Annotated in this window: 26 protein-coding genes and 2 tRNA genes; 12 read left to right on the top strand and 16 right to left on the bottom strand. The window is 61.9% G+C overall.

The window, feature by feature from the left end; genetic code table 11:
- Positions 1-3: 3 nt before the first annotated feature.
- From MB02_RS09770 to MB02_RS09750, 5 genes are all read right to left on the bottom strand, one after another.
- Entirely contained in the window at positions 4-618 is a 615-nt protein-coding gene (locus tag MB02_RS09770; protein ID WP_067536249.1) for a DUF1989 domain-containing protein, read from the bottom strand.
- On the bottom strand, positions 615-1,292 hold the full coding sequence (gene gntA / locus MB02_RS09765) for a guanitoxin biosynthesis heme-dependent pre-guanitoxin N-hydroxylase GntA (RefSeq protein ID WP_067536244.1): 678 nt from the start codon (positions 1,290-1,292) through the stop codon (positions 615-617). The genes MB02_RS09770 and gntA overlap by 4 nt, the downstream gene beginning before the upstream one ends.
- A 72-nt stretch (positions 1,293-1,364) precedes the next feature.
- Positions 1,365-2,768, bottom strand: coding sequence for a phosphoglucomutase/phosphomannomutase PgmG (gene pgmG, locus MB02_RS09760; protein ID WP_067536239.1), 1,404 nt, complete (start codon positions 2,766-2,768; stop codon positions 1,365-1,367).
- Positions 2,769-2,776: 8 nt separating this feature from the next.
- Positions 2,777-3,064 carry a DnaJ domain-containing protein gene (locus MB02_RS09755; protein WP_067536236.1) on the bottom strand — a complete coding sequence of 96 codons (288 nt, stop codon included), beginning with the start codon at positions 3,062-3,064 and terminating at the stop codon, positions 2,777-2,779.
- 7 nt (positions 3,065-3,071) lie between these two features.
- Complete coding sequence (locus MB02_RS09750) at positions 3,072-3,890, bottom strand: division plane positioning ATPase MipZ (protein ID WP_067536233.1); 819 nt, start codon at positions 3,888-3,890, stop codon at positions 3,072-3,074.
- Between the two features lie 89 nt (positions 3,891-3,979).
- On the opposite strand from MB02_RS09750, the gene panC reads away from it, so the two are divergent.
- Both panC and MB02_RS09740 read left to right on the top strand, forming a co-directional pair.
- Positions 3,980-4,831 (top strand): pantoate--beta-alanine ligase, encoded by an 852-nt coding sequence (gene panC / locus MB02_RS09745; protein ID WP_067536230.1) that lies wholly within the window; start codon positions 3,980-3,982, stop codon positions 4,829-4,831.
- A 112-nt stretch (positions 4,832-4,943) separates the two neighbouring features.
- Positions 4,944-5,708, top strand: a complete 765-nt coding sequence (locus tag MB02_RS09740) for a CsgG/HfaB family protein (RefSeq protein ID WP_067536225.1) — start codon at positions 4,944-4,946, stop codon at positions 5,706-5,708.
- Between the two features lie 702 nt (positions 5,709-6,410).
- Here MB02_RS09740 and MB02_RS09725 read toward each other — a convergent pair.
- From MB02_RS09725 to pepN, 10 genes are all read right to left on the bottom strand, one after another.
- Complete coding sequence (locus tag MB02_RS09725; protein WP_067536216.1) at positions 6,411-6,818, bottom strand: ASCH domain-containing protein; 408 nt, start codon at positions 6,816-6,818, stop codon at positions 6,411-6,413.
- A 179-nt stretch (positions 6,819-6,997) separates the two neighbouring features.
- A tRNA-Gly gene (locus tag MB02_RS09720) sits at positions 6,998-7,071 on the bottom strand.
- Between the two features lie 39 nt (positions 7,072-7,110).
- Positions 7,111-7,755, bottom strand: coding sequence for an OmpA family protein (locus tag MB02_RS09715; RefSeq protein WP_067536212.1), 645 nt, complete (start codon positions 7,753-7,755; stop codon positions 7,111-7,113).
- On the bottom strand, positions 7,752-9,581 hold the full coding sequence (locus MB02_RS09710) for a cation:proton antiporter (RefSeq protein ID WP_067536207.1): 1,830 nt from the start codon (positions 9,579-9,581) through the stop codon (positions 7,752-7,754). Before MB02_RS09710 ends, MB02_RS09715 begins: the two co-directional genes overlap by 4 nt.
- A 92-nt stretch (positions 9,582-9,673) precedes the next feature.
- A complete protein-coding gene (locus MB02_RS09705; RefSeq protein ID WP_067536204.1) occupies positions 9,674-10,210 on the bottom strand; it encodes an adenine phosphoribosyltransferase in 537 nt (178 codons plus the stop codon).
- Between the two features lie 124 nt (positions 10,211-10,334).
- On the bottom strand, positions 10,335-11,180 hold the full coding sequence (locus MB02_RS09700; RefSeq protein WP_067536200.1) for a cytochrome c1: 846 nt from the start codon (positions 11,178-11,180) through the stop codon (positions 10,335-10,337).
- Positions 11,181-11,209: 29 nt separating this feature from the next.
- Positions 11,210-12,490: a cytochrome b gene (locus MB02_RS09695; RefSeq protein WP_067536196.1), complete on the bottom strand. Its 1,281-nt coding sequence runs from the start codon at positions 12,488-12,490 to the stop codon at positions 11,210-11,212.
- A 17-nt stretch (positions 12,491-12,507) separates the two neighbouring features.
- The gene (petA, locus tag MB02_RS09690) at positions 12,508-13,086 is read right to left on the bottom strand and encodes a ubiquinol-cytochrome c reductase iron-sulfur subunit (RefSeq protein WP_235829473.1); all 579 of its coding nucleotides are present in this window, start codon (positions 13,084-13,086) and stop codon (positions 12,508-12,510) included.
- 208 nt (positions 13,087-13,294) lie between these two features.
- Positions 13,295-14,053 (bottom strand): peptidoglycan editing factor PgeF, encoded by a 759-nt coding sequence (gene pgeF / locus MB02_RS09685; protein ID WP_067536193.1) that lies wholly within the window; start codon positions 14,051-14,053, stop codon positions 13,295-13,297.
- A complete protein-coding gene (gene pepN / locus MB02_RS09680; protein WP_067536189.1) occupies positions 14,046-16,712 on the bottom strand; it encodes an aminopeptidase N in 2,667 nt (888 codons plus the stop codon). The genes pgeF and pepN overlap by 8 nt, the downstream gene beginning before the upstream one ends.
- Positions 16,713-16,766: 54 nt before the next feature.
- Between pepN and MB02_RS09675 the strand changes: the two genes are divergently transcribed.
- Both MB02_RS09675 and MB02_RS09670 read left to right on the top strand, forming a co-directional pair.
- Positions 16,767-17,567 (top strand): Rossmann-fold NAD(P)-binding domain-containing protein, encoded by an 801-nt coding sequence (locus tag MB02_RS09675; RefSeq protein WP_067536186.1) that lies wholly within the window; start codon positions 16,767-16,769, stop codon positions 17,565-17,567.
- Positions 17,564-17,863, top strand: coding sequence for a GNAT family N-acetyltransferase (locus tag MB02_RS09670; protein WP_067536183.1), 300 nt, complete (start codon positions 17,564-17,566; stop codon positions 17,861-17,863). Before MB02_RS09675 ends, MB02_RS09670 begins: the two co-directional genes overlap by 4 nt.
- Before the next feature lie 76 nt (positions 17,864-17,939).
- On the opposite strand, the gene MB02_RS09665 is transcribed toward MB02_RS09670, so the two are convergent.
- A tRNA-Thr gene (locus MB02_RS09665) sits at positions 17,940-18,014 on the bottom strand.
- Between the two features lie 135 nt (positions 18,015-18,149).
- Here MB02_RS09665 and MB02_RS17805 point away from each other — a divergent pair.
- From MB02_RS17805 to lspA, 8 genes are read left to right on the top strand one after another with little or no spacing between them, the layout of a single operon-like run.
- Complete coding sequence (locus MB02_RS17805; protein WP_170304684.1) at positions 18,150-18,305, top strand: hypothetical protein; 156 nt, start codon at positions 18,150-18,152, stop codon at positions 18,303-18,305.
- A gap of 47 nt (positions 18,306-18,352) precedes the next feature.
- On the top strand, positions 18,353-19,039 hold the full coding sequence (gpmA, locus tag MB02_RS09660; RefSeq protein WP_067536180.1) for a 2,3-diphosphoglycerate-dependent phosphoglycerate mutase: 687 nt from the start codon (positions 18,353-18,355) through the stop codon (positions 19,037-19,039).
- Positions 19,040-19,043: 4 nt separating this feature from the next.
- On the top strand, positions 19,044-19,532 hold the full coding sequence (gene purE, locus MB02_RS09655; RefSeq protein WP_067536175.1) for a 5-(carboxyamino)imidazole ribonucleotide mutase: 489 nt from the start codon (positions 19,044-19,046) through the stop codon (positions 19,530-19,532).
- A 10-nt stretch (positions 19,533-19,542) separates the two neighbouring features.
- Complete coding sequence (locus MB02_RS09650; RefSeq protein ID WP_067536171.1) at positions 19,543-20,601, top strand: 5-(carboxyamino)imidazole ribonucleotide synthase; 1,059 nt, start codon at positions 19,543-19,545, stop codon at positions 20,599-20,601.
- Between the two features lie 9 nt (positions 20,602-20,610).
- Positions 20,611-21,096: a dihydrofolate reductase gene (locus tag MB02_RS09645; protein WP_067536167.1), complete on the top strand. Its 486-nt coding sequence runs from the start codon at positions 20,611-20,613 to the stop codon at positions 21,094-21,096.
- Positions 21,093-22,043 carry a bifunctional riboflavin kinase/FAD synthetase gene (locus tag MB02_RS09640; RefSeq protein WP_067536163.1) on the top strand — a complete coding sequence of 317 codons (951 nt, stop codon included), beginning with the start codon at positions 21,093-21,095 and terminating at the stop codon, positions 22,041-22,043. The genes MB02_RS09645 and MB02_RS09640 overlap by 4 nt, the downstream gene beginning before the upstream one ends.
- A gap of 10 nt (positions 22,044-22,053) precedes the next feature.
- Complete coding sequence (gene ileS / locus MB02_RS09635; RefSeq protein WP_067536161.1) at positions 22,054-24,951, top strand: isoleucine--tRNA ligase; 2,898 nt, start codon at positions 22,054-22,056, stop codon at positions 24,949-24,951.
- Positions 24,948-25,481, top strand: a complete 534-nt coding sequence (gene lspA / locus MB02_RS09630) for a signal peptidase II (protein ID WP_067536158.1) — start codon at positions 24,948-24,950, stop codon at positions 25,479-25,481. Before ileS ends, lspA begins: the two co-directional genes overlap by 4 nt.
- Position 25,482: the final 1 nt, after the last annotated feature.

Raw genomic sequence — 25,482 nt, 5'->3', positions numbered from 1 at the left:
CGATCAGGCGAGCGAAGGCACCTCTCGCTGTCCCCGATCGACGGTGTAATGGATCGGCTTGAACGTGCCGCCGCAGGAATCGTATGCCGAACAGGCCGTCAGCCCGATGACGAGATCCATTTGCGCCCGCAGGCGAATAAAATCGCCCGGTCTGGTCTGGGGCGGCAAGACGCGAAGCTTCCCGCTTTGCCTATCGACCGGGACATTCATGAACAGGTTGAAAGCGACCGGGATACGGTCTGGATCGATACCGAATGGCGCAAGCGCTTCGGCCAGATTGCCAAAACATCCGCGGTGAACCGGTTTGTCAGGATAGAAATGACGAAAGGTGTCTTCGCTGCACGGCGTCAGGAGGAAATCGTGCTGCCCCGCCGTATCCTCCTCGATCTCCAGCATCGGGTTTGAACGATTGGACCATATGCGGTTCCCCGCTGTCAGCGCGACGGTTTCCTCATAATCGAATGTCCGGCCGTTGGAGAGTACCTCGCGCGGATCGAACGCATTGAAGGCCAGACAATCGCTCACCTGGCCACCCTGCGGATCAATGACCGTCAGGACTTCGCCGGTACGCAAGGTAAAGGCAGTTCCGCTGCGTGGCGGGATTTCGACTGGCCTCATGCTCGCGAATCATGAAAGGGGCAGCGCCATTGGGCATCGACCTTTCGTCCACTGTACTGCCGCGCTTCGCTGGCTTCGCCATGGCGCGCCAGCATCGGATTCACATCCCCGGCCAGTGCCCGGTCGCGTTCGAGTATCCGTTCCCGCATCCGTTCGTAGCGACCTTCCTCTCTCAATCGTTCGAACTGGTCATGCAGGTTGAATACCAGCGTCGGACGGGGGAACCGCCGTGCGGGGCGGGAGGCCATGGGATGCAGGCCGACCACGAAGAACGCCTCGCCACCAAAGCTCAGGCTGAAGTGGGGATCGGCGGGATCGGCACTCACACGCTCGTCATAAGGCTGGCCCAGCCAGGAATCCTTATCCGCAAAGGACTGGATACGGTCCCACATATGGCGTTCAAACGCACGCTCGGACAAATTGTCGGGCCCTTCGAACACCACGGCGAGACTGCGCAGACCTTCAGGGTCCTGTCGATAAGCTCCAGCCCATTCCAATAGCGCCCGATGGATTCGAACATCGTCCCAGCCACTGGCAAGGTTATGGCAAACGAGAATTTCCAGCCTTCCGCTGCCCAAAGCCGACTTTGCGCCTACGCAGGGAAAATCGGCCGCGTTGATCGCCGCCTTGAGTTCCGTTTCCGCCTTTTTCGTCGTCTCGCGGTCGAGAAGCATCCATCAGGCCCCTGTATTCGTTCCTCGAATACTACGCCTGTGTGCAGCCGATGTTCCTCGCACCGGGTCGCGTCAATGGCCCGCGTCCGGTCCCCGTTCCAGCCCCGACACCGCCAGTTGCCGGTCGATCTCCGCCAGCAGCCGGTCCAGCCCGGCGGCACTGTCGCTTTCCGCGCGGGCCACAAGAACGTCCTGCGTATTGGAAGCCCGCAGCAGCCACCAGCCGTCATTCGTGGTCACACGCACACCGTCTGTCGCGTCGATTTCGGCAGAGCTCCCGGCAAGCCGGGCCTTCACTTCGTCGATCACCGCGAACTTGCGCGTTTCGTCCACCTGAAACCGCAATTCCGGCGTGTTGACCATCGCCGGCATCGCCCCGCGCAGTTCGGTCACCGACCGGCCCAGCCGAACCGCAGCCGCAATCAGCCGCACCCCGGCATAGAGCGCATCGTCGTATCCGTAATAGCCATGCTTGAAGAACACATGGCCGCTCATTTCGCCAGCAAGGGGGGCCCCGGTTTCCTGCATCTTCGACTTGATGAGGCTATGGCCCGTCTTCCACATCAGCGGGGTGCCACCATGCGCGGCCACATGATCGAACAATGCCCTGCTCGCCTTCACATCGGCAATAATGGTCGAACCGGGAACCATGGCCAGCAGATCCTCGGCATAGATCATCAGCAACTGATCCCCCCAGATCACCCGCCCCTGGCCATCAATCGCTCCGATCCGGTCTCCGTCCCCGTCGAAAGCGATCCCGAAATCCAGGCCTTTGTCAGCGACCAGGCGTCTCAGATCCTCAAGATTGTGTTCGACGGTCGGATCGGGATGATGATGGGGAAAGGTTCCGTCCACTTCCGTGAACAGCAGGTGATGTTCCCCCGGCAGGCGCGCTGCGAGCTGCTCCAGCGCAGGCCCCGCCGCACCGTTGCCCGCATCCCATCCGATCCGCAGCGCCGCAAGAGGCCCCTCCGGAATGCCATCCAAACCATGCAGCAGGCGTTCGATATAGGCGTCCATTACCGGGCGCGTTTCCACCGCACCGGTCCCGTCTAGCCAATCCCCCGCTTCCGCGATCCGGCCGAGTTCGACGATATCGGGGCCAAAAAATGGCCGCCCCTGGAACACCATCTTGAACCCGTTGTAATTGGCCGGATTATGGCTGCCGGTGATCTGGATGCCGCCGTCGACATCTTCGGCCGACGCTTCGGCGTAATAGAGCATCGGCGTAGGGCCCAGACCGACCCGGACAACATCGCACCCGCTGGCGGTCAACCCTTCGACCAGCGCATGTTCCAGCATGGGCGAGCTTACCCGCCCGTCATAACCGACCGCGACCTTGCGCCCGCCAGCCTGCCTCAGCAGTGTTGCAAAACCACGCCCGATGGCCCGTGCATCGTCGGGGCCCAATGTCTCGCCAATAATGCCGCGAATGTCGTATTCGCGCAGGACCGTGGGGTGGAGGCAGTGCTTCATGGCCACACCTACCGGGGCGGAAGAAGCTGTGCCAGCAACAGGTCGCGGGCAGCGTTGGCTTCATGCACCTGGTCGTTCGTCCCCCCCTTGTCCGGGTGAACACGGGCGATCAGACGGCGGTGGGCGTCGATGATTTCGGAATGAGTCGCGGCCTTGCCGACACCGAGCAAGGCCCGGGCCCGGCGTTCCTCCGCCCCCAGACCGGTGCCGATACCGACCATTTGCCATGGCCAACGCCCCAGCAGCAATCTGGAGGCAAGGCTCACGACGAGCAGGATCGTCAGGAGCTTCACCATCGCCGGTTCAATCGGCCACGCCGGCTGGGACTGGCTGCCGACCAGCCGGCATCGGCAGGTTCAGAGCCGCCACGAGCCCACGCAGTTCCTGCCGCGCGACGAGGTGGCTGGTGCCCAGTTCCCCCAGATGCCCCTTGTCCAGCAAGGTCAGGCCCGAGGGAAACAGTTCACGATAGATCACGCGTTCCGACAATCCGTGCGATACACGGAAGCCAACCCGTTTGGACAGCTCGCTCAAAGCCTGTTCGATACGGGCCATGTTGCGCGCTTCGACGTGGCCGGTGCGGTTGCGCACCACGACCCAGTCCATTTCGCGCCGCTGTTCGCGAATCGTCGCCATCGCGCGCTTCTTGCGCGTTTCCCAGATCAATTCGGCATAGAAGCTCAACCGCTTCACCTTGAAGGTTTCCGCATCCACCTGCCCGATCAGGTCGAAATCGACGAAACTGTCGTTCATCGGGGTTACCAGAGTGTCCGCCGTCGTCGCCACATGGCGCGCGAGCGGATCGTCACGGCCCGGCGTATCGAACACGAGGAAATCGAAACCTTCGGAAAGCTCTGCAGCCATGGCATCGAGCTCGTCCGTGCTTTCCCCGGTGAACACGCCAAACCGCGCGCCCGGCAATTCGATTTCGCGGCGCTGTTCCGTATCCGTCCGGTTTTCGAGATAGCGGTAAAGAGTGCGCTGGCGCGGATCGAGATCGATCGCGGCGACTTTCGCACCTTGATAGGCAAGCGCAATCGCCACGTGCACCGCCGTGGTCGATTTACCCGTTCCGCCCTTTTCGTTGGCGAAGACGATACGATGGGGAGCATTGGAACTCACAGCGGCAGCTTTCCCGTTGGCATTGCGAATGACAAGGCGTCACGGCAAGGTGACATTCATATCAACGCCCATATCGGAGCCCCGCCCCCATGCAAACCGTGAACACTGTCGAAACACTGCGCGAAGCTGTGGAGAGTTTGCGCCGGACAGGCAAGATCGCCTTCGTTCCGACCATGGGCGCCCTGCATGAAGGGCACCTGACACTGGTGCGCGAGGCGCAGAAACGCGCCGATCACGTAGTCGTTTCGATCTTCGTAAACCCCACCCAGTTTGGCCCTAACGAGGATCTGGACGCTTATCCCCGGCGGATGGAGGAAGATTCCCGCCTACTCGATGCCGAAGGCACCGCCTTGCTCTGGGCCCCCGATGCGGCCGAAATGTATCCTCAGGGCTTTGCCACCAATATTTCCGTCAGCGGCGTCAGCGAGCATTTTTGCGGCGGCGCGCGACCGGGCCATTTCGACGGCGTTGCGACAGTGGTTTGCAAACTGTTCAACCAGGTGCGCCCGGACATGGCCCTGTTCGGGGAAAAGGACTGGCAGCAGCTGGCCGTGATTCGCCGCATGGCGCGCGATCTCGACCTGTCCCGGCCCCATGTCGACGCCATTATCGGCGTTCCGACTGTGAGGGAGGCGGATGGCCTCGCAATGTCGAGCCGCAACCAATACCTTTCGAGCGAGGACCGGCAGGCCGCGGCGACGCTGCCCCGCGCCATGCGCACCGCCGTTGCGGAAATCCTTGCCGGCCAGCCTGCGGAGAAGGCGCTGGTCACGCTGGAAACTGCTCTGCTCGCCGCCGGTTTTTCCTCGATCGACTATGCCTCGCTGGCCGACGCGCAGACGCTCGAAGTGATCGACCGGCCCGGAAGCGAGCCAGCCCGCCTGCTGGTTGCTGCACGAATCGGATCGACCAGGCTTATCGACAACGTGGCCGTGGCCTGATTCGCTTGCGACGGCCGCCCCCCGCCGATAAGGTCCCGCCGGGGTCCATTGGTCCCGGCGGCAGCGGAAGGAAAATCCGCGCACCGGATTTGTTGAAACAGGGAGTTTACCCATGAAGAAACTGATCGGCGGCGCTTTGGCCCTGGCCCTTACGGCCACGGCGATGCCGGCCATGGCGAAGGATGAATCCTCCGCCCGCAAGAAGCAATCCCAGGGCACGGCTGAAATTCCGCGCTGCTACCGCAATCTCGGTACTGTCGCGATCGTCGAGCCCGACAATCAATGGTGGCGCGAACTGAGCCTCGGCAGCCCGGAAGCGATCATCAAGATTTTCGTTCAGCGTTCCGGCTGCTTCACGCTCGTCAACCGTGGCCGGGCTATGAACAACCGGGCGATGGAACGCGCATTGGCCGACCAGGGCGAACTGCAAAGCGGCTCCAACCTCGGCAAGGGCCAGGTCAAGGCGGCTGACTACCTGTTGCAGCCCGATATCGTCTCCACCAACAGCAATTCCGGCGGCGGCGGCTTCGGCGGCATTCTCGGCAATTTTATCGGTGGCCCGATCGGCGCCATCGCGGGCGGGATCAACATCAAGAAGGGTGAAGCCAACACCACCCTTTCGCTGGTCAACACCCGCACCACTGTCGAGGAAGCGCTGACCGAAGGCTATGCGCGCAAGTCCGACCTCAGCTGGGGCGGCGGCGGCGGCGGCCTGTTCGGCGGCGGCGTCTTCGCCGGTGCAGCCGGCGGCGGCTATCAGGATACCAAGATCGGCCAGATCATCGTGCTGTCCTATCTCGATGCCTACACGCAACTGGTCGGCCAGCTGGGCGGCCTGCCCGACGATGCCGCAGCGGCGGCGCCAGAGGCAAAGTAAACGCACAAACCGGATTACCGGATGAAATGACAGGGCGGGGCTGACGCAGCCTCGCCCTGTTTCATATCCGCATGCCGAGCAGGCAAGTGATGCCATTATTGCGCGGGCTGGGTTTCCGGCATCTGGTCATTCCCCGCCGCAACAGGCGCTGCCGCTGGAGTCTGCACTGTCACTGGCACATCGATAACCTGTGATGTCATGGAAACCGGCAGGAATGAGGTACGAAGCGGACATTCGCTTGTGGCTTGAAATCGCAAATGCCATATTGCTTCCATGGTTTGGGACCTTGGCAAGGCCATGCGAAAAAAGGAGGAATTCGAGTCGGCTCGACTCATGGATTTCGAGTTTCACTTGCGGGCCCGCGCGACCAGACTTCTCGCTCATACTTACAAACTCGACGAGAATGCTGTCGTTCGCGAAACTGCCGTGATGACAGAAGATGGCATCCTTGAATTGGTCGCCGCAAACAAGGGCAGAAGCCGAGAGGAAGTTGCGACCGAATATGCTCGTTGCCTTTCGGAGGCTCGCAAGCAGCTTGTCTTGGAACGGGGAGATCCAACTCCTTATCGGCTTGGATAGCTGCCGGCTTCCGGATCGTTAGAAGCCTGTCTCCATTTGGCCAACGAGACGCAAATCCTACCTGTGCGGATTCAGGGTGGCTGATTTGTCGTGGTAAGCGGGCAGTCTGCTTTCGCAGCCAATTCAAGTTGATGCGGACGTTTCAAGTATCTGCACTAACTCGAAGTGTTCGCACCATAACAGCATGTCAGGAGCAAACCCACCATTCCTGCTGAAATAGCTGCGATGTGTTTCGCGCCAAGAAGAAAGACTGAGATCCCCTTCACCCTCCGCCACAGCAAAGGTTTCATCGACGCTATCAAAGCGCTGTTGGAATAAATTGACAGTCTCCAACACGGCACGGGGACGCCCCTCGCCATCCTCAACAACCCAGCGTCCGCCAACAATTGCGCCATTGTCGCCCTCTGTCGCGCTCCAACAGGTAGCTCGCTTTTGGCCCGCGAGTATCAAGTCGAGCAATTCATCAGCCATCTCAGGACTGTCGCCGAAGGGAAATCGAGGAAGATACCGCCAGTCGACATCCTTGGTCATGTTCCGAAGACCTCCTATGCCGGTCGCATCAACGTGTCCGGTTTTGTTGCGGGTGACGGTAGCCAAGCCCCTCGCAAGACATCGTCTGACGACCGCAGACAGCGAATGTCAGCGCCCTTCAAAGACGTCTTGTTCCTGCGACTGGTAAAGATGCAGGCGAATGGCGACGACTTGGAAATTGGAGCGGGTAGCGGGAATCGAACCCGCATAACCAGCTTGGAAGGCTGGGGCTTTACCACTAAGCTATACCCGCTCAGGCTGGTGCCCGAATGGCACTGCTAGGGTATCTGCGTCAACTGGCATCTTTATCGTCAGCGACCGTTTCTCCATTTTTGACGGGACCGGCCGGATGGTCTGCGGGCTCAAGCGTGATTTCCACCCGGCGATTGCGGGCGCGCCCCGCTTGGTCCGGAGTGCCATCCCGCTTCGCGTTGGGCGCAATCGGGCGCTGTTCGCCCATCGCGATAATCGTCAGGCGATCCTCGGCGACGCCATGATCGACGAGATAGGCCTCAACCACCTCGGCCCGGTGGCGTGATGCGCGAAGATTTGCGCGGTCATCCCCGGTGGAGTCCGTGTGACCCCGCAAGACAATCGGCCAGCCGCGCATGAATTGTTCGCTTTCCATCAGGCGGTCGATCTGTTCACGTCCGGCAGCGTCCAGTTCCGCACCGCCATCCGCAAAGCCGATGATGACGGACAATGGCTGCAACGCTTCATCTACCGCCGCGGGAGCTTCGATATCGGATCGTATGATGGAATCCGCAGGCATTTTGTCCACGGGCGGCGGCGAGCCTGGCTGATCTTCCGTGGCGGTATCGTCCGGCTGAGGGGTTTGGGGGCCGTTGTCGCACCCCGACAAGGTGGCGCCGGCCAGACATACGGCGAAGGCCGTGGCGATATACTTCATGGCATTGCTCTTTCTGGACTGCATCATGCGGGCCGCGCCCTTGCCGCGGCCTTTTCGGTGCGCTTCTCCTCTCCTGCGGGTGGAGCGTAGGAAATCACTATGTCGCCGGCTTGCGGCTCCGGCTTCGACGCATGGGTGAAGAACTGCATGTGCCCCGTGGGCCGCAAGATCATCAACAGGGCACCTTCCTCTGGAAGAGTCTGTCGTGCGTCTTCGAAATCGAACTTATCGGACAATTTGGTCTTGCGAAACCGCCAGCCCTGTTGCTGGCGCGTATAGAGATCCACCACGCCCAGCCCATCGGTAAACAGCGAGCGGCCGCGCAACGTCTCGGGGAGAGCCCGCCGGTCATTCCCATGCGCTTCACCGATCTGATACACCGAATCCGTACCGATACCCGGCGCGAATTCGCTGCAAACCAAAGTATTGTAGGCCTCGTTCCCGGTCGCTGCCACGAGCTTCTGAAACGGGGCGAGATCCAGATTATGTTCCGTGGCTTCGTTCAATATCTCGCCATGGTAGGTGGGCAGCCCCTTACGACGTGCGAGAGCTAGGTTTTGCCAGTTGGAGTCGGTGATCATCACCGGCACATCGAGATCATGCAGTTGTTCGGCCAGTGCTACTGTCCAGGGATTGCCACCGACGATCAGAAGGCCGGGCCGCGTCTCCCCTTTTACGCCGAGCAGGCGGGCGACCGGATCGACCGTGAAACCATGCGCCACAATGGTCGCAGCGACGACCGCGAAGCTCAGGCCGATCAGGATCGAGCCATCGCCATAGCCCAGTTCCGACAAGCGCAACGCAAACAGGCCGGAGATCGCGACCAGTACGATACCGCGCGGGGCAATCCACGCCAGAAGCAGGCGCTCGTTCCAGGGAACCTTGCTGAAGGACAGGCTCAGCAGGACGGTGGCCGGCCGCACGAGGAACAACAGCGCGAGCACGAACAGGCCAAAGCGCCATTCGAACTGGCGCAGGCTGGCAACGTCAAGCGATGCGGACAGCAGGATAAATATCCCTGACACCAGGAGTACGGCAACATTCTGCTTGAAGGGGTGAATGCTCCGCAGGCTGGCGACTTCCATGTTGGCGAGGGCAATGCCCATCACAGTCACCGCGACCAGGCCCGCTTCGTGTTCTATCCGGTTGCAGAACACGAATGTCGCAATCACTGTCACAAGCAGCACAGGCACCTTGAGGTATTCCGGCACCAGCCCGCGCGGGAAACTCCAGGCAATGGCCTTGGCCACGCCGTAGCCGATCGCCCCTGCCAATCCGGCGGCGATCAGCATCGGCGGCACGACTTCGAACACGGTGGCGCCATCGGCAGACAGACGGAAGTATTCATAAGCGATCACGGCGCAAAGTGCGCCCACGGGATCGTTGACGATCGCTTCCCATTTCAGAATCGCAGCCGGCCGTTGCTGGACGCTGGACTGGCGTAGCAGGGGCAATACGACTGTCGGGCCTGTCACCACCAGAATCCCTGCAAACAGGATTGCCACTGGCCAGACGAGGCCCGCCACGTAGTAACAGGCGAGGGCGCCGAACAACCACCCGAGCGGCACTCCGAAAATGACCATGCGCCACACACCGTCGCCAGCCTTACGCAATTCACGAAAGTCCAGTGAGAGTCCGCCTTCAAACAGGATCAGGGCAACGCCGATCGAGATCATCGGTTCGAGCAGTTCGCCAAAGACGCCGATCGGGTCTATCAAATGGAAAACCGGACCGGCGAGAAAGCCTGCGGCAAGCATAAGGGCAATGGCTGGCCAGCCAGTTCGCCAGGCGACCCATTGCGCGCCGATCCCCAAAATCCCGACCAGCGCAATGACTAATGCTTGTTCTTCCATCTCCGTCCCTTAGCGGAGATTACGCACAAATTCTCGTCTCGTAAAATTTCACGCCCCGAAACGGGACCTTAGCCCGGGATCAACGGGTGACGTCAGTCACCTTCGAACTGGACAAGGGTGTCGACCGCAATGCTTTCGGCCCCTAGCTTGGCCGCACCACCCAGATCGGGCAGATCGATAACGAACAACGCGTAATCGACGCGTGCCCCGGCCTGACGCAACAAACGGGCGGCAGCCAGGGCTGTCCCTCCAGTCGCCAGAAGATCGTCCAGCAGAAGGATATTAGCCCCTGGCTGGACCAGCGAAGGGTCGATCTCGAGCCTGTCGGTGCCATATTCCAGAGCATAATCTATGCCGATGGTCGGCACCGGCAATTTACCGCGTTTGCGGACAGGCAGGAAACCGACGCCGAGACGGGCGGCCACTGCCGCGCCAAAGATAAATCCGCGCGCTTCCATTCCAGCGATTGCATCGACATTCACCTCGCGTGCGCGAAGTGCGAGCATTTCTATGGCGGAATGCAGCCCCTCTGCGTGCGCGATCAAAGAGGTGATGTCGCGGAACTGGATTCCCGGACGCGGGAAGTCCGGCACGGTGCGGATCAGTGCTTTGAGTTCGTCCGGAGTCATTGGCTGTGTGACATCCCTCTCGGTTGACTGCGAACCGGCTCATCATCCGCCCCGCCGCCAAAAGAAAACGCCCCCGCATCGCTATCGATACGGGGGCGCGCAATTTTCGCGGAGAAGGACAAGATCAGCCCTTCTTGCCTTTCTTGTCTGCCCAGACCTGCTGCTTGGCGAGATAGGCGAGAACCGTAGCGAAGAGCAGGAAGCCAAGAACCGGCCAGCCCGTCTGCCGACGCTTTTCAAGCTTCGGCTCTGCCGTCCAGAGGAGGAACGCGGACACGTCCTGCGCCATCTGGTCGACCGTCGCCTTGGTGCCGTCCCCATAAGAGACCTGATCGGTCGTAGTCAGCGGCGGAGCCATCGCCAGGTTGAGATTGGCGAAATAGGGATTGTAGTGGAGCCCTGTCGGCGTCTTTGCCTCGGGGAATTCCTTCAGCAGTTCCGCAGGCTGATCCTGGAAGCCAGTCAGCAGCGAATAGATGTAGGCGGGGCCGTTGTGCCGTGCCTTGGCCATCAGCGAAAGGTCAGGCGGCACCGCATTGTTGTTCGCGGCACGAGCGGCGATGTCGTTCGGATACGGCTTCGGGAAATAATCCGTCGGCGTGCCCGGACGCAGCGTTTCTTCGCCCGTATTGGGGTCCACACCCGGAACCTGGAAACCGGCCGCAATCGCCTTGACCTCAGGCTCGCTGTATCCAAGCGCAGCGAGATCGCGGAACGCAACGTGGTTCAGCGAGTGGCAGGCGGAGCAGACTTCCTTGTAAACCTGGAAACCGCGCTGCAGCTGCTGCTTGTCGAACGTGCCGAAGGGGCCGTCGCTCGACAGATGGAGCTCCTTGGGGTGGCGGTGGAACTCGTGCTCGGCTGTGGCGGCCGGAGGCTCGGCGATGTAATTCGCCGCGCCGGTGACGAAGGCCCACAGGACAGCGACCGTGAAGAACAGGCCGACGAGGATACCGATAAGGCGGGTCATATCAGATACTTTCTCTCAGGTCCGTTCGTTCAGCTAGCCGGCTTCAGCGCGGCCTTGTCGTCCGAGCCAAGGACGGCCTCGGTAATCGAATAGGGCAGCGGTTCCGGCTTTTCGATCGAAGAAACGATCGGGAGGATCACCAGGAAGTGCAGGAAGTAGTACGCCGTGGCGATCTGGCTGATCATCACGTAGGGCTCCGCAGCAGGGGCACCACCGCAATAGCCGAGCACCAGAACGTCCAGCATCAGCACATAGAAGAACTTGCGGAACAGCGGGCGGAAATGACCTGAACGTACCGGCGAATTATCCAGCCAGGGCAGGAAGAACCAGACCAGGATGGCGCTGAACATGGCGAGGACGCCCATCAGCTTTGCCGGGAAGAACAGGAAGTCCGCAGTGAAGGCACGCAGGATCGCGTAGAACGGCCAGAAGTACCATTCGGGCACGATGTGTGCCGGCGTGCTCATCGGGTTCGCCGGAATGTAGTTGTCCGGGTGGCCCAGCGCGTTCGGCAGGAAAAACAGCATCGCGCAGTAAAGGATGAGGAAAACGCCCAGCCCGAAACCGTCCTTCGCCGTATAGTACGGGTGGAACGGAACGGTATCGCTCTCGGTCTTCACTTCGACGCCGGTCGGGTTCGACGAGCCGGGGATATGCAGCGCCCAGATGTGCAGGATCACCACGGCGGCAATCACGAAGGGCAACAGGAAGTGCAGTGAGAAGAAGCGGTTCAGCGAGGCATTGTCCGGTGCATAGCCGCCCAGCAGCCAGATCTGCAGCGGTTCGCCGATCACGGGAATCGCGCCGAACAGGCCAGTGATAACCTTGGCACCCCAGAAGCTCATCTGGCCCCAGGGAAGCACGTAGCCCATGAACGCAGTCGCCATCATCAGCAGGAAGATCACGACACCGAGGAGCCAGATCATCTCGCGCGGAGCCTTGTAGGATCCGAAGAAGAAGCCGCGGAAGATGTGGAGATAGACGACCACGAAGAACGCACTGGCGCCATTGGCGTGCGCATAGCGCAGCATCCAGCCCCAGTTGACGTCACGCATGATGTGTTCGGTCGAATCGAAAGCGACCAGCGCATTCGGCGCGTAATGCATCGCCAGAATCACACCGGTGACGATCTGCAACACGAGGCAGAAGCCCGCGAGAACACCGAAGTTCCAGAAATAGTTGAGGTTACGCGGGACCGGATAACCGGCACCAACCGCGTTGTAGACGAAGCGCGGAAGCGGCAGCTTCTCGTCCACCCATTTCATGACCGGGTGAGACGGCGTGTATTCGTTTGCCCAGGGAAAGCTCATGTTCGTCCTCTTTCGCCTCAGCCGATCTTCACGACAGTGTCGGAGGTGAATTCATAAGGCGGCACTTCGAGATTCTTCGGTGCCGGACCTTTGCGGATACGGGCCGCGGTATCGTAAGACGAACCGTGGCAGGGGCAGAAATAACCGCCGAACTCGCCGCGGTTTTCGCCTTCGCCGGCACCCAGCGGCACACAGCCGAGGTGGGTGCAGACGCCCATGGTGATGAGCCAGTTTTCGTGGCCTTCCTTGGTCCGTTCGGCCAAGGTCTGCGGGTCGCGCAGTTCGGACAACGGCACGGCATCGGCTTCCGCGATTTCCTTCGTCGTCAGGTTACGGACGAATACCGGTTGCTTGCGGAACACGGCCTTGATCGCCTGACCGGGCTGAATCGCGCTGATATCGAGTTCAGTCGAACTTTCGGCCAGAACGTCCGCCGAAGGCGCCATCTGGCTGATCAACGGAACCAGAGTGGCGATCCCGCCTACCCCAGCCGCAGCGACTGCCGCGATATTGATGAAATCACGCCGGCGGACGCCGTCATCGCCAGCCTCGGCGGCAACGGTTTGCATATCCGCGGTGCCAGTATTTTCTGCCATCAGCCCTGCCTTGCCAATCGGACACACCGGCACGAGGCGCGATGCATCCCTCTAAAATTCCTGCCGGTTGCGCGTCGAGGGGCCCCCTTGCCGCGCAGTGGGCGCACACTCTACCAGTCTGCTACCCATGCCGGTTTGGGCGGGCTGATAGACGCGAAGGGGCCACTTGCCAACAGGCATTTTCCGCTTCCTGCCTGCCAATTCAGCCTTAAAGCGCAATTAGCGAGAACTGGCGACCGTAATTCGCCTCGTTGCGGTGGGTTGCGCGACGATAGGAAAAGAAGCGAGCATTGTCGCCATATGTATCGAGACCCAGGCTTTCGGCAGCGCCGACACCTGCCAGTTGCAGCTGCCGTGCGACATAAGCCTCCAGGTCGAACTGGTAATGCCCCGCCCGGCCCTTCGCAAAAAAGCGAGCGGCCCCTTCCCCGGCAAACCGCGCCCGGAAATCGTCACCCACTTCGTAGCTGGCCTGGGCGATGCACGGGCCGATCGCCGCTGCGATCGCTTCCCGCCGCGCACCCAGCCGCTCCATCGCCGACACGGTTGATTCGATCACTCCGCCATGCGCCCCCTTCCATCCGGCATGCGCCGCACCAACCACGCCAGCCTGCCGGTCGGCCAGCAGTACCGGCGCACAATCTGCCGTCACCACACCCAAGAGCAGGCCCGGGCGATCGGTTACTAGCGCGTCCGCGTGCGGTCGTTCACTCTCCGCCCACGGCTCCGCAACCGTCACGCAATCGGCCGAATGGACCTGATAAAGGGTGACCAGCCGGGCGCCCGGCTGCACTGCCGAACATGCGCGACGGCGGTTTTCAGTCACTGCCTCATCATCGTCATCCGCACCGCGCCCGACATTGAGGCCGCCGACGATACCGGTGGAAACACCACCGCGCCGCCCAAGGAAACCATGTGCCACGCCGTCAAGCGCCTGCGCACGGATGACTTCGACCGGTTCAACCAAGGCTACGACCGACCTGCTCCGCCGTGTCGCGCGAAAGATTCGGCGCGGCGGCGATCCGTTCCAGCTCTGCCCGCATCAGCGCAGAGCGCGCCGGCTCGATCCGGCGCCAGCGACCCAACGGCGGAACGAAGCGCGCCGCAGTCTGCGCATTGATGGGATCGAGCGCGAGAATCAGGTCTGCGATCATCCGGTATCCCTCACCACTGGCTGCATGGAATGCCTGCGGATTGGCAGCGAACGCCATATAGAGCGAGCGCACCCGGTTGGGATTGGCCAACGTGAAGTCAGAGTGCCCGGCCAGTTCCCGCACATGGTCAAGCGCCTGCGGATGCAGCGATCCGGCCTGAAGCGAGAACCACTTGTCCGTGACCAGTGCATTGCCTTCATACCGGGCTTTGAAGTCGGCCAGCAATTCTGCTCGGGCAGGCGTTTCCAGCCCGGCCAGCACCATCAACGCCCCCTGCCGGTCCGTCATGTTGTCCGCCGCGCGATACTGTTCAGCCGCCAGTCGGGCGGCCACTTCGGGTACGCCTGCCGCCAGCAGGACCAGCGCCTGCGTCTTGAGCTTGCGCGCACCGCGCGCCGCGGCATCCAGGCCATAGGGTACTGCGGAGGCCCGTTCGTGCAGCGCCACCAGCCGTTGTTCCAGCCGGGCACCTAGCCAGCCTTTCAACCCTTCGCGTGCGGCATGAATTGCGCCGGGATCCGCCACCAGCAATTGTTCGGCCAGATAAGTCTCGCCGGGCAGCATCATGAGTTCGCCACGCATCAGATCATCGAGCGCCGAGTCCGCGAGAATGGCCTCAAGCGCCGTGCCGATCGCTTCCCGCCCTGCCCCGCTGCCCGTCGCCCCGGCCTCTCCACCCGCTGCGGTGAGATATTGCACGGTCAGGCTCTGCATCGCCTCATAACGGGCGAAGGGGTCATCGTCATGCGCGGCCAGGAAGACCAGTTCATCCTCTGCAACCTGCCGTTCGATCGCCACAGGCGCGGAAAAGCCGCGATTGAGCGAAAGCACTGGCGGCGTCGCAAATCCCCCGAACCGGAAACTGTCGCTCGCCTTGTCGAGTACGATCAGCTGTTCGCCGCGATGCCCGCCGCTTTCCCGATCGAACAAAGCGAGGCGCAGGGGGATCGGCATTGGCTGCTTTTCGGGCTGGCCGGGCGTGGCCGGCACTGTCTGCTTCAGATGCAGCACCGCTTCATTGCCTGCATGTTTCAGCCGCGCCTCGACACGGGGCGTGCCCGCCTGACTGTACCACAGGCGGAAGCGCGAAAGATCCAGCCCGGCGCCATCCTCCATCGCCTTGACGAAATCCTCGCAGGTCGCCGCTTCACCATCATGCCGATCGAAATAGAGATCGGTCCCCTTACGGAACGCCTCCGGCCCGGCCATGGTCCGCATCATGCGGATCACTTCGGCGCCCTTGTTATAGACGGTCGAAGTGTAGAAGTTGGATATCTCGCGATAGGAATCCGGCCTGATCGGATGGGCCAGCGGCCCTGAATCTTCCGGAAACTGGGCGGAACGCAGAATGCGCACATCCTCGATCCGCTTGACGCTTTCCGACCCCATATCCTGGCTGAAAAGCTGATCGCGCAGAACCGTAAGGCCCTCTTTCAACGAAAGCTGAAACCAGTCGCGGCACGTGACGCGATTGCCCGACCAGTTGTGGAAATACTCATGCGCGATGACACCTTCGACCGCGTCGTAATCGCCATCGGTTGCCGTTTCGGGATCGGCGAGGACATAGCGCGTGTTGAACACGTTCAGCCCCTTGTTCTCCATCGCTCCCATGTTGAAATCGCTGACCGCGACGATGTTGAACAGGTCGAGGTCATATTCGCGGCCAAACACCTCCTCGTCCCACTTCATGCTTTTCTTCAAAGAGCGCATTGCATGGCCGGTCCGGTCCAGATCCCCGCCGCCGCCTTTCGGGGCGCGGACCCAGATGGCGAGCTGGACTTCCCGCCCGCTCATGGTGGTGAATGTGTCGCGATCGGCGGCAAGATCGCCCGCCACCAGCGCAAAGAGATAGGACGGCTTCGGCCACGGATCGTGCCATTCGGCCCAATGCGTGCCATCGGCATTGTCACCCGAATCGGTGCAGTTGCCATTCGAAAGAAGAACAGGGAAACGCGCTTTGTCGCCTGTCATCCGCACGCTGTAAGTGCTCAGGACATCGGGCCGGTCGGGGAAGAAGGCGATCCGCCGGAAACCCTCTGCCTCGCATTGCGTGCAGAGCATTCCATTCGATGCGTACAGCCCCATCAACTGGCTGTTCGCTGCCGGGTTGATCTGCGTTTCGACGACGATTTCATGTGCTTCACCCGGCAGGGTTATCAGCAGATCCGGCCCGTCCATCTGCCAATCGTTCGTGGCGTTGCCATCGACCGTGACCGCAAGAGCGGCAATCCCGTCACCATTGAGGCGAATCGCCTTGTCCCCGCCACCCTCGGGATTTCGCTGGACAGTGAGCCGGGTGACAACGCGCGTGGCATCAAGATCAAGCGCGAAATCCAGTGCCACCTGAGGCACCAGCCATTCGGGCGGGTGATAATCCTCGCGGCGAATTTCCTGCGGATGCTGTGGCATGGGCGCGGCATCCGCAATCTGGGTGTCATCGGCTGTCACGGTCGGGTCGCGGGCAATATCCATAAGCCATAGCACTTAGGTCCTTTCGTCCGCCCGTCCAGTGGTTACAAAGCCGGTATGGCGCATTTCTTCGTTTTCGGCCTCGGCTACACCGCCCGGCGCATCGCCCATCGCCTGTCCTCGGCAGGATGGACCATCGAGTCCACCGGCAGCGACGGATCAATGAGATTTGACGACGAACCCTCGGTGCGTGCCGCGCTGGCCAACGCCAGCCACGTCCTCTCTTCCGTTCCACCGGATAGGGACGGCGATGACCCGGTGCTCGCGCGATACCATAATGCATTGACCGGCAAGTGGCTCGGTTACCTCTCCTCGACCGGCGTCTATGGCGACACCGGAGGCGCTTGGGCCGACGAAAGCGCACCGATCGGCACAGGACGCCGCATTGCACGGGCGGAAGCCGATTCGGCATGGCTCGGACGCGGTGCCAGAGTATTCCGCCTGCCCGGCATTTACGGCCCCGGTCGCAGTGCCCTCGACCGGGTGCGGGCAGGCACGGCGCATCGGATCGCCTTGCCCGGGCAGGTATTCAGCCGCGTTCATGTGCACGACATCGCCAGCGGCGTCACCGCCGCGCTCGATGCACCGGGCGGGGCCTACAACCTCGCCGACGACCTGCCATGCAGCCAGAACGCAGTCATCGAGGAAGCCGCCCGCCTGCTCTGCCTGGCACCGCCGCCCCTGCAAACGGTTGAGGAAGCCGGCCTGTCCCCGGCGGCGCGCGCTTTCTATGCGGAGAATCGGCGTGTAGCGAATGGCAAGGCGAAGCGCGTGCTTGGCTGGCGGCCCCGGCACCCTACATATCGCGAAGGGCTGCGGGCCATTCTCGCAGCGGAAACGGACCCGGCAGGACAATGAGCGAAGCAGTCGAAATCACGCATAGCGAACACGAAAATGGCGGCGAATACCGCGCGACAGTATCCGATAGCGAACACTTCGGACGGATGACATGGGTCAAGGCCGGGCAGGATGTGCGGCTGGTGGACCACACGATCGTTCCCCCGGCGATCGGCGGACGGGGAATCGCCGCCCGACTGGTCGACGCAATCGTGGCCGATGCGCGTGAACAGGGATTCCGGATCATCCCTCAATGCAGTTATGTCGCTGCGCAGTTCCGCCGCCACCCGGAATGGGCCGACCTGCTCGCCAACTGATGATTCGGGGCGGTTGGCATCGAGTGCGGGAGGCGGACAGGCAGATCTTCATGACCTGCCGGCGATCGCCGGGGAATGGTGCTGCTGGGGAGGATTGAACTCCCGACCTCACCCTTACCAAGGGTGCGCTCTACCACTGAGCTACAGCAGCATTCCAACCGGTGCGTGGCGGCATGTCGAAGCCGCATCGCAAGAGGCGCGCGCTATTGCCGCGAGGCGCGCTCTTGTCAAGCAGTGGCGCACAGAACTCTTGTCAAAGCGCCTGCCGCGCGGCAGGCATGGGGCCGTGAACGACAAATCGACCGCCCCTTCACGCGAAGAGCGTCTCGCCGCCAAGCTGCGCGAAAACCTCCGCCGCCGCAAGGCACAGGCGCGCGCCATAGGCAGCGAGGCCGACAAGCCCGGTACGCATGCCCTTTCCAAAGAGCCGGGGAAAAGCTAGGGGGTCGCGCTTCTGCAGACAGTCCCCCAAGTAGGAGCATTCTTCCCGTGCCCAGCCTGATCCTCGTCCGCCACGGCCAGAGCCAGTGGAACCTGGAAAATCGTTTCACCGGCTGGTGGGATGTCGACCTGACGGAAAAAGGCGAAGCAGAAGCCCGCGCCGCCGGTGAATTGCTGGGTCAGAAGGGCCTGCTGCCGACCGTGGCGTTCACATCGTTCCAGACCCGGGCGATCCGGACGCTTCACATTGCCTTGCGCGCCTGCTGCCGCCTGTGGATTCCCGAATCCAAGGACTGGCGCCTGAATGAACGTCACTATGGCGGACTGACCGGGCTCAACAAGGCTGAAACCGCAGAGAAGCATGGGGCCGAACAGGTCAAGATCTGGCGCCGCAGCTTCGACACGCCGCCGCCGCCGCTTGGCGCTGACAGCGAATTCGCTCTGGCCGGCGATCCTCGCTATGCCGGTATCGACGTACCGGTGGCGGAAAGCCTCAAGGATACCATCGCGCGCGTCCTGCCCTATTACGAGAGCGACATTCTGCCGACACTCAAGGCCGGAGAAACCGTCATTGTATCGGCCCATGGCAATTCGCTGCGAGCGCTGGTCAAGCACCTGTCGGGCATTTCGGACGAAGACATTCTCAGCCTCGAAATCCCCACCGGCCAGCCGATCGTCTATGATTTCGATAGCAACATGCAGCCGGGAGATCGGCGTTACCTGAAGGATCTCTGAGCCGATGGCTGAAATCCCCGTAGCAATCATAATGGGCAGCCAGTCGGACTGGCCGACCATGCGCCATGCCGCCCAGGTACTCGATGCACTGGGCGTGGCGCACGATGCACGCATCGTTTCGGCGCATCGCACACCCGACCGGATGTACACATTCGCCAAGGGCGCGGCCGACGAAGGCTTCAAGGTCATCATTGCCGGGGCGGGCGGTGCGGCGCATTTGCCTGGCATGGTCGCATCCATGACGCACCTGCCGGTGCTGGGGGTTCCGGTCCAGTCCAAGGCCCTGTCCGGCCTCGACAGCCTGCTGTCCATCGTCCAGATGCCCGCCGGCGTTCCGACCGGCACTCTGGCCATCGGCGATGCCGGTGCGACCAATGCCGGCATCTTCGCCGCTTCCATTCTGGCGACGAACGATCCCGACCTTGCCGAACGGCTCAAGGCCTGGCGCGCTGTGCGCAGCGCCGCCGTGGCCGAAAAGCCGGCCGACGTCTGAGCCGCGGCGGATGATTGAACCGGGCGCCACGATCGGCATTCTGGGCGGGGGCCAGCTTGGCCGCATGCTCTCCATGGCAGCGGCACAGCTTGGCTACCGCTGTCATATCTATGCGCCCGAACGAGACAGCATCGCCGCCGAAGTGAGTGCCGCATTCACATGCGCCGACTGGACCGATACCGACGCGCTGGCCCGTTTCGCGCAAGACTGCGACGTGATTACTCTGGAGTTCGAGAATATCCCGGTTGCGCCGCTGCGCGCCATTCCCGAATCCATGCTTGCCCCCAATCTGCTCGCTCTGGAAGTTGCGCAGGACAGATTGAAGGAAAAGCGCTTTGTCGAAGATCTCGGCGGGCGCCCCGCTCCTTTCGCGGCCGTCGATTCGCGTGAAGATCTCGAACAGGCGCTGGAACGGATCGGCACCCCGGGCATCGTCAAGACCACGCGGGACGGGTACGACGGCAAAGGCCAGTGGCGAATTTCAAGCGTGCATGAGGCGCAAGGCGTGCCGCTGGCCGGGCAACAGCTCGTCTATGAAGGCTTCGTCCAGTTCGACGCCGAATTCTCCGTCATTCTCGCGCGAGGGCAGGATGGTGAGATCCGCTTCTGGGACAGCGCGGAAAACGTCCATGAAGACGGCATCCTTGCCCGGTCCACCGTTCCAGCTTGCCCGCTGGTGCTGGACCAGCTCGAAACGGCGCGAATGATCGCAACCGATGTATCCGACGCCTTGGGCTATGTCGGCGTGCTCACACTGGAATTCTTCGCCACGGCCGACGGACCGGTTTTCAACGAAATGGCGCCCCGGGTCCACAATTCCGGCCACTGGTCTATCGAAGGCGCGCTCACCAGCCAGTTCGAAAATCACATCAGGGCGATCTGCGGGTTGCCGTTGGGAGACACGGCACTGACAGCGCCGCGCGTGGAAATGCGCAATCTGATCGGGAAAGAAGCTCTTAAAGGGCCTGCAATCCTGGCAGACCCCGCCAACCATCTGCACCTCTATGGCAAGGCCGAAGCGCGCAAGGGCCGCAAGATGGGCCATGTTACGCGTCTGGTGCGGGATTAGAGACCGCAGATGGAACAGGAGGTAGTCCTGATCTGCGCACGCGCCGCCAACGGAACGATCGGGCGGGACAATGCCCTGCCCTGGCATATTCCCGCCGATCTCAAGCGATTCAAGCGGATGACCATGGGCAAGCCGATGATCATGGGTCGCAAGACATTCGAAAGTTTCGGCAAGCCGCTGCCCGGCCGGCGGCATATCGTGCTCACCCGCGATGCGACATGGCGCGCGGAAGGGGCTGAGGCCGTCCAGACGGTGGATCAGGCACTGGAAACCGCAGGGGCGGGCGAAATCCCGGTCATCGGTGGAGCGCAGGTCTACGAGCTGTTCCTGCCACGGGCCCAGCGGATCGAATTGACCGAAGTCCACGGCAACTACGATGGCGACACGCTGATGCCTCCGCTGGGTGGCGAATGGCACGAAACCGCGCGAGAAGATCATCCCGCCGAACAGGAGAGCCCGGCCTTTTCATTCGTCACGCTGGAGCGTGCCGCATGAGCCAGCCCATTGCCCGCCTCCACTCTCGTTCGCCGGTTCCCGAGCATTTGCGCGGCGGCATTCTGGCCCTGGGCAACTTCGACGGCTTTCACCGGGGGCATCAAACCGTCGTCGGTGAAGCGATTCGCATGGCACGCGCAGAAGGCCGCCCGGCGATTGTCGCCACGTTCGATCCCCACCCGGTCCGCTATTTCAATCCGCAGACTGAGCCGTTTCGCCTCACCACGCTCGACCAGCGGCAGGAACTTTTCGCCGCTGCCGGAGCGGACGCGATGCTGGTCATCCAGTTCGACGCGGATGTCGCCGGCATGTCAGCGCAAGCATGGGTGGAAGATGGCCTGCACGATCACCTGGGCATCGCTGGCGTTGTAACGGGCGAAGATTTCACGTTCGGCAAGGGCCGGGGCGGGAATCCTGCCGTGCTGCGTGAACTGGGCGCCCCACTGGGAATTACCGCATCCACGGTCGGCCCGGTCCATGATGGCGATGGTGTCGTTTCTTCCAGCCGCATTCGCGAAGCGCTCAAGGCCGGTGATCCGGAAAGCGCCACCCGGTTGATGACCCGCCCTTTCGCTATTCGCGGCATTGTCCAGCATGGTGACAAGGTTGGGCGCACGATTGGCTTTCCCACTGCCAACATTCCGCTCGATTGCTGCCTGCGTCCGCGATTCGGCGTTTACGCGGTGATGGGGCGCGTTATCGGAGACGACATGGTGCTGCATGGTGCGGCGAACGTCGGCATCCGCCCGCAGTTCGATCCGCCCAAGGAATTGCTGGAACCCTATTTCTTCGACTTTTCCGGCGACCTCTATGGCAAGGAAATCGAGGTCGCCTTCCACCATTTCCTCCGGCCTGAAGCGAAGTTCGCAACGCTCGACGACCTGGTGGCGCAGATGCACAAGGATTGCGACACGGCGCGGAAGCTCCTAAGCGCCCACGCTCAATGAGGCTTGGGTTATGAGCGAACAGCGCGACTACAAAGACACCGTCTTCCTTCCGAAGACCGATTTCCCCATGAAAGCAGGGCTTCCGCAAAAGGAGCCGGGCATTCTGGCGCGTTGGGAGGAGGCCGACCTCTATGCCCGCATTCGCGAGGCGCGAAAGGGTCGCGAACAGTTCATCCTCCACGATGGCCCGCCATACGCCAACGGCGATATGCATATCGGCCATGCGCTGAACCACATTCTCAAGGATATGGTTTGCCGCACCCAGACTCTGCTGGGCAAGGATGCTCCCTACGTTCCCGGCTGGGACTGTCACGGCCTGCCGATCGAGTGGAAGGTCGAGGAACAGTACCGCAAGAAGAAGAAGAACAAGGACGAGGTTCCCGCCAAGGAATTCCGCGCCGAATGCCGCGCCTATGCCCAGCACTGGGTCGATACGCAGCGCGAACAGCTCAAACGGCTCGGTGTCTGCGGCAATTGGGACAAGCCCTACCTCACCATGGATTTCGAGGCAGAGGCGACAATCGTGGCCGAACTGCTGAAGTTCGCGGAAAGCGGCCAACTCTATCGCGGCGCCAAGCCGGTGATGTGGAGCCCGGTTGAAAAGACCGCACTGGCCGAGGCCGAAGTCGAATACGAGGATATCGTTTCGACCCAGATCGATGTGGCGTTCGAAATCACGGATTCGCCGATCGAGAGCCTCATCGGTGCTTATGCGGTGATCTGGACGACGACGCCCTGGACGATCCCGGTCAATCAGGCCCTCGCCTATGGGCCGGACGTGAAATATCATCACTATCGCGCGCATGACGGGCGACGTTTCCTGATCGCTGTCGACCTGCTCGAAGCTTTTTTCGCGCGCACGGGCCTGGGGCCGGTAGCGGAAGATCCCGAAGGCGACATCACGCTGAGCGAGTATTCTCTCGGCACTTATCATGGCGAAGAACTGGCCGGGACGGTTGCCCGCCACCCGATGCACGCATTGGGCGGCTTCTTTGCCGATCCGCGCCCATTCCTGCCCGGCGATTTCGTCACTACCGACAGCGGCACGGGCCTTGTCCACATGGCGCCCGACCATGGCGAGGACGATTTCGATTTGTGCAAGGCACACGGAATCGGGCCCAAGTTCGTGGTGGAGGCCGATGGCCGCTATCGCGAGGATTGGCTGTGGCTGCCGCGCACCGACGAACGCAGCATGTCGGTGATCCATCCCAAGTTCAACGCACCCGAAGGCCCGGTTTGTCAGGACCTGCACGAAACGGGCGCGCTGTTGGCCGCCAGCGCCGACTACAAGCATTCCTACCCCCATTCGTGGCGCTCCAAGGCCAAGGTCATCTTCCGCTGCACGCCGCAATGGTTCGTGCCGATGGACAAGGTGATTGACCGCGATACGCCTCGCTGCGCCGCAGAAGCGGAAATCCGTGCCGCGCAGGGGGACGGGGAAACCTTGCGCCAGACGGCAATGCGCGCCCTGTCGGCCACGCGCTTCGTTCCGGAAAAGGGACGCAATCGCATCGGTTCGATGGTGGAAGGGCGCCCCGACTGGGTCCTCTCGCGCCAACGCGCCTGGGGCGTGCCGATCACGCTGTTCGTCGACCGCAAGACCGGCGAATACCTCTGCGATCCCGAAGTGAATACCCGCATCGTTACGGCCATTCATCATGGCGGGGTCGATGCCTGGGACGAGGAAAACGCCCAGGCTTTGCTGGGCAATGCCTACGACGCCGAAGATTACGAGCGGGTCACCGACATTCTCGACGTATGGTTCGATTCCGGTTCCACCCATGCCTTCGTGCTGGAAAGTGGCCGCTGGCCCGAACTCACGCGCCCGGCAGACTATGCTGGCCCGCCGGCCGACCTCTACCTCGAAGGTAGCGACCAGCATCGTGGCTGGTTCCAGTCCAGCCTGCTGGAAAGCTGCGGCACCCGCGGTCGCGCGCCATACAAGGCGGTTCTGACGCACGGCTTTACGATGGACTCCAAGGGCATGAAGATGTCCAAGAGCCTCGGCAATACGGTCAGCCCGCTGGACGTGATGCGCGATTACGGTGCGGACATCATCCGCCTTTGGGCACTGTCCGTCGACTATACGGAAGATCACCGGATCGGGCCGGAAATCCTGAAAGGCGTGGCGGACCAGTACCGCAAGCTGCGGAACACCTTCCGTTACATGCTCGGCGCGCTGAGTGATTTCAACGATGCGGAACGCCTGCCGGTAACTGAAATGCCCGAGCTGGAACGCTACATGTTGGTCCTGGTCGGCCAGCTGGATGCGACCTTGCGCCAGGCGGTCGATGCCTTCGATTTCAATGCCTACGTCCGCGCCCTGTCCGACTTCTGCAACGAAGATCTTTCGGCATTCTACTTCGATATCCGCAAGGACTGTCTCTATTGCGATGCCCCGCACGACCCGCGGCGGCGCAGCTATCGCGCGGTGCTGGACACTTTGTTCCACGCTCTCGTCCGCTATGCCGCGCCGGTGGTGGTCTATACGGCCGAGGAAGTCTGGAGCACCCGCTACCCCGCCGGCGACAGCGTGCACCTGCTGGAATGGCCGGACCTGCCGTCCGCCGAAGCCGACATGGACAAGTGGACACAGCTGCGCTCCCTGCGCGAAAAGGTGAACGAGGCGATCGAACCGTTGCGTCGGGAAAAGACCGTCCGCTCCGGGCTGGAGGCACAGGTCACCGTCCCCGCTGCAGCCGTTCCTGCCGGAACCGCCAATGCCGCACTGACCGAGCTGTTCATCACTTCGACAGTCACATGCAGCGATGAAGGCGAGATGCGCGTCGAACCCACCACTCATCACAAATGCGGCCGTTGCTGGCGCCATTTGCCCGATGTGAAGGAAGATGGAACGCTCTGCGGCCGTTGCGAGGACGCACTCGCCACCGTGGAAGACGCCGGATGAGCTGGCTGACGCCCAATCGGCGGATCGGCTTGTTGCTGGCCGGGGCCATTTTCGCGTTGGACCAGTTCGTGAAATGGCTGATGCTTGGCCCGCTTGCCTTGCGTGATCGCGAAGTGATCGAGTTATTGCCCTTCTTCGATTTGCGCTGGACGCAGAATTTCGGTGTTTCCCTGGGCATGTTCACGGCCAATTCGGTGGAAACCCGCTGGATACTGGTCGGGGTGACGGCCCTTATCGCGCTTGCGGTATTCATCTGGATGATGCGTGAAAAGGCAATGTGGGACATCGCAGCCCTTTCCCTCGTCCTTGGTGGAGCGCTGGGAAATATCCGGGATCGTTATACGTACGGCTACGTCATCGACTACGCTGATTTTCACATCGGGACGTTCCGTCCATTCCTGATTTTCAACGTTGCCGACGCCGCGATTACGATCGGCGTGGTAATTATCCTTGCCCGATCCTTCTTCCTGCGCGAAAAGCCCAGCAATACCGAAACTGACGAGACGGGCAGCAGCCCCGCGGAGACCTGAA

This window comes from Croceicoccus estronivorus (genome assembly GCF_001625325.1).
GTDB lineage: Bacteria > Pseudomonadota > Alphaproteobacteria > Sphingomonadales > Sphingomonadaceae > Caenibius > Caenibius estronivorus.
The sequence above is the reverse complement of the archived record's forward strand: the minus strand, read 5'-3'. Positions and strand labels throughout refer to the sequence as shown.

Coding starts and splice junctions, on each gene's coding strand:
- panC (WP_067536230.1), top strand. CDS start 3,980: ATGCAAACCGTGAACACTGTCGAAACACTGCGCGAAGCTGTGGAGAGT.
- petA (WP_235829473.1), bottom strand. CDS start 13,086: ATGGCAGAAAATACTGGCACCGCGGATATGCAAACCGTTGCCGCCGAG.
- pgmG (WP_067536239.1), bottom strand. CDS start 2,768: ATGAAGCACTGCCTCCACCCCACGGTCCTGCGCGAATACGACATTCGC.
- MB02_RS09705 (WP_067536204.1), bottom strand. CDS start 10,210: ATGACTCCGGACGAACTCAAAGCACTGATCCGCACCGTGCCGGACTTC.
- MB02_RS09755 (WP_067536236.1), bottom strand. CDS start 3,064: ATGGTGAAGCTCCTGACGATCCTGCTCGTCGTGAGCCTTGCCTCCAGA.
- MB02_RS09640 (WP_067536163.1), top strand. CDS start 21,093: ATGAGCCAGCCCATTGCCCGCCTCCACTCTCGTTCGCCGGTTCCCGAG.
- MB02_RS09725 (WP_067536216.1), bottom strand. CDS start 6,818: ATGACCAAGGATGTCGACTGGCGGTATCTTCCTCGATTTCCCTTCGGC.
- MB02_RS09675 (WP_067536186.1), top strand. CDS start 16,767: ATGGCGCATTTCTTCGTTTTCGGCCTCGGCTACACCGCCCGGCGCATC.
- MB02_RS09770 (WP_067536249.1), bottom strand. CDS start 618: ATGAGGCCAGTCGAAATCCCGCCACGCAGCGGAACTGCCTTTACCTTG.
- lspA (WP_067536158.1), top strand. CDS start 24,948: ATGAGCTGGCTGACGCCCAATCGGCGGATCGGCTTGTTGCTGGCCGGG.
- gntA (WP_067536244.1), bottom strand. CDS start 1,292: ATGCTTCTCGACCGCGAGACGACGAAAAAGGCGGAAACGGAACTCAAG.
- MB02_RS09670 (WP_067536183.1), top strand. CDS start 17,564: ATGAGCGAAGCAGTCGAAATCACGCATAGCGAACACGAAAATGGCGGC.
- MB02_RS09645 (WP_067536167.1), top strand. CDS start 20,611: ATGGAACAGGAGGTAGTCCTGATCTGCGCACGCGCCGCCAACGGAACG.
- MB02_RS09695 (WP_067536196.1), bottom strand. CDS start 12,490: ATGAGCTTTCCCTGGGCAAACGAATACACGCCGTCTCACCCGGTCATG.
- MB02_RS09740 (WP_067536225.1), top strand. CDS start 4,944: ATGAAGAAACTGATCGGCGGCGCTTTGGCCCTGGCCCTTACGGCCACG.
- MB02_RS09715 (WP_067536212.1), bottom strand. CDS start 7,755: ATGATGCAGTCCAGAAAGAGCAATGCCATGAAGTATATCGCCACGGCC.
- MB02_RS09710 (WP_067536207.1), bottom strand. CDS start 9,581: ATGGAAGAACAAGCATTAGTCATTGCGCTGGTCGGGATTTTGGGGATC.
- pepN (WP_067536189.1), bottom strand. CDS start 16,712: ATGGATATTGCCCGCGACCCGACCGTGACAGCCGATGACACCCAGATT.
- ileS (WP_067536161.1), top strand. CDS start 22,054: ATGAGCGAACAGCGCGACTACAAAGACACCGTCTTCCTTCCGAAGACC.
- MB02_RS09650 (WP_067536171.1), top strand. CDS start 19,543: ATGATTGAACCGGGCGCCACGATCGGCATTCTGGGCGGGGGCCAGCTT.
- purE (WP_067536175.1), top strand. CDS start 19,044: ATGGCTGAAATCCCCGTAGCAATCATAATGGGCAGCCAGTCGGACTGG.
- MB02_RS09700 (WP_067536200.1), bottom strand. CDS start 11,180: ATGACCCGCCTTATCGGTATCCTCGTCGGCCTGTTCTTCACGGTCGCT.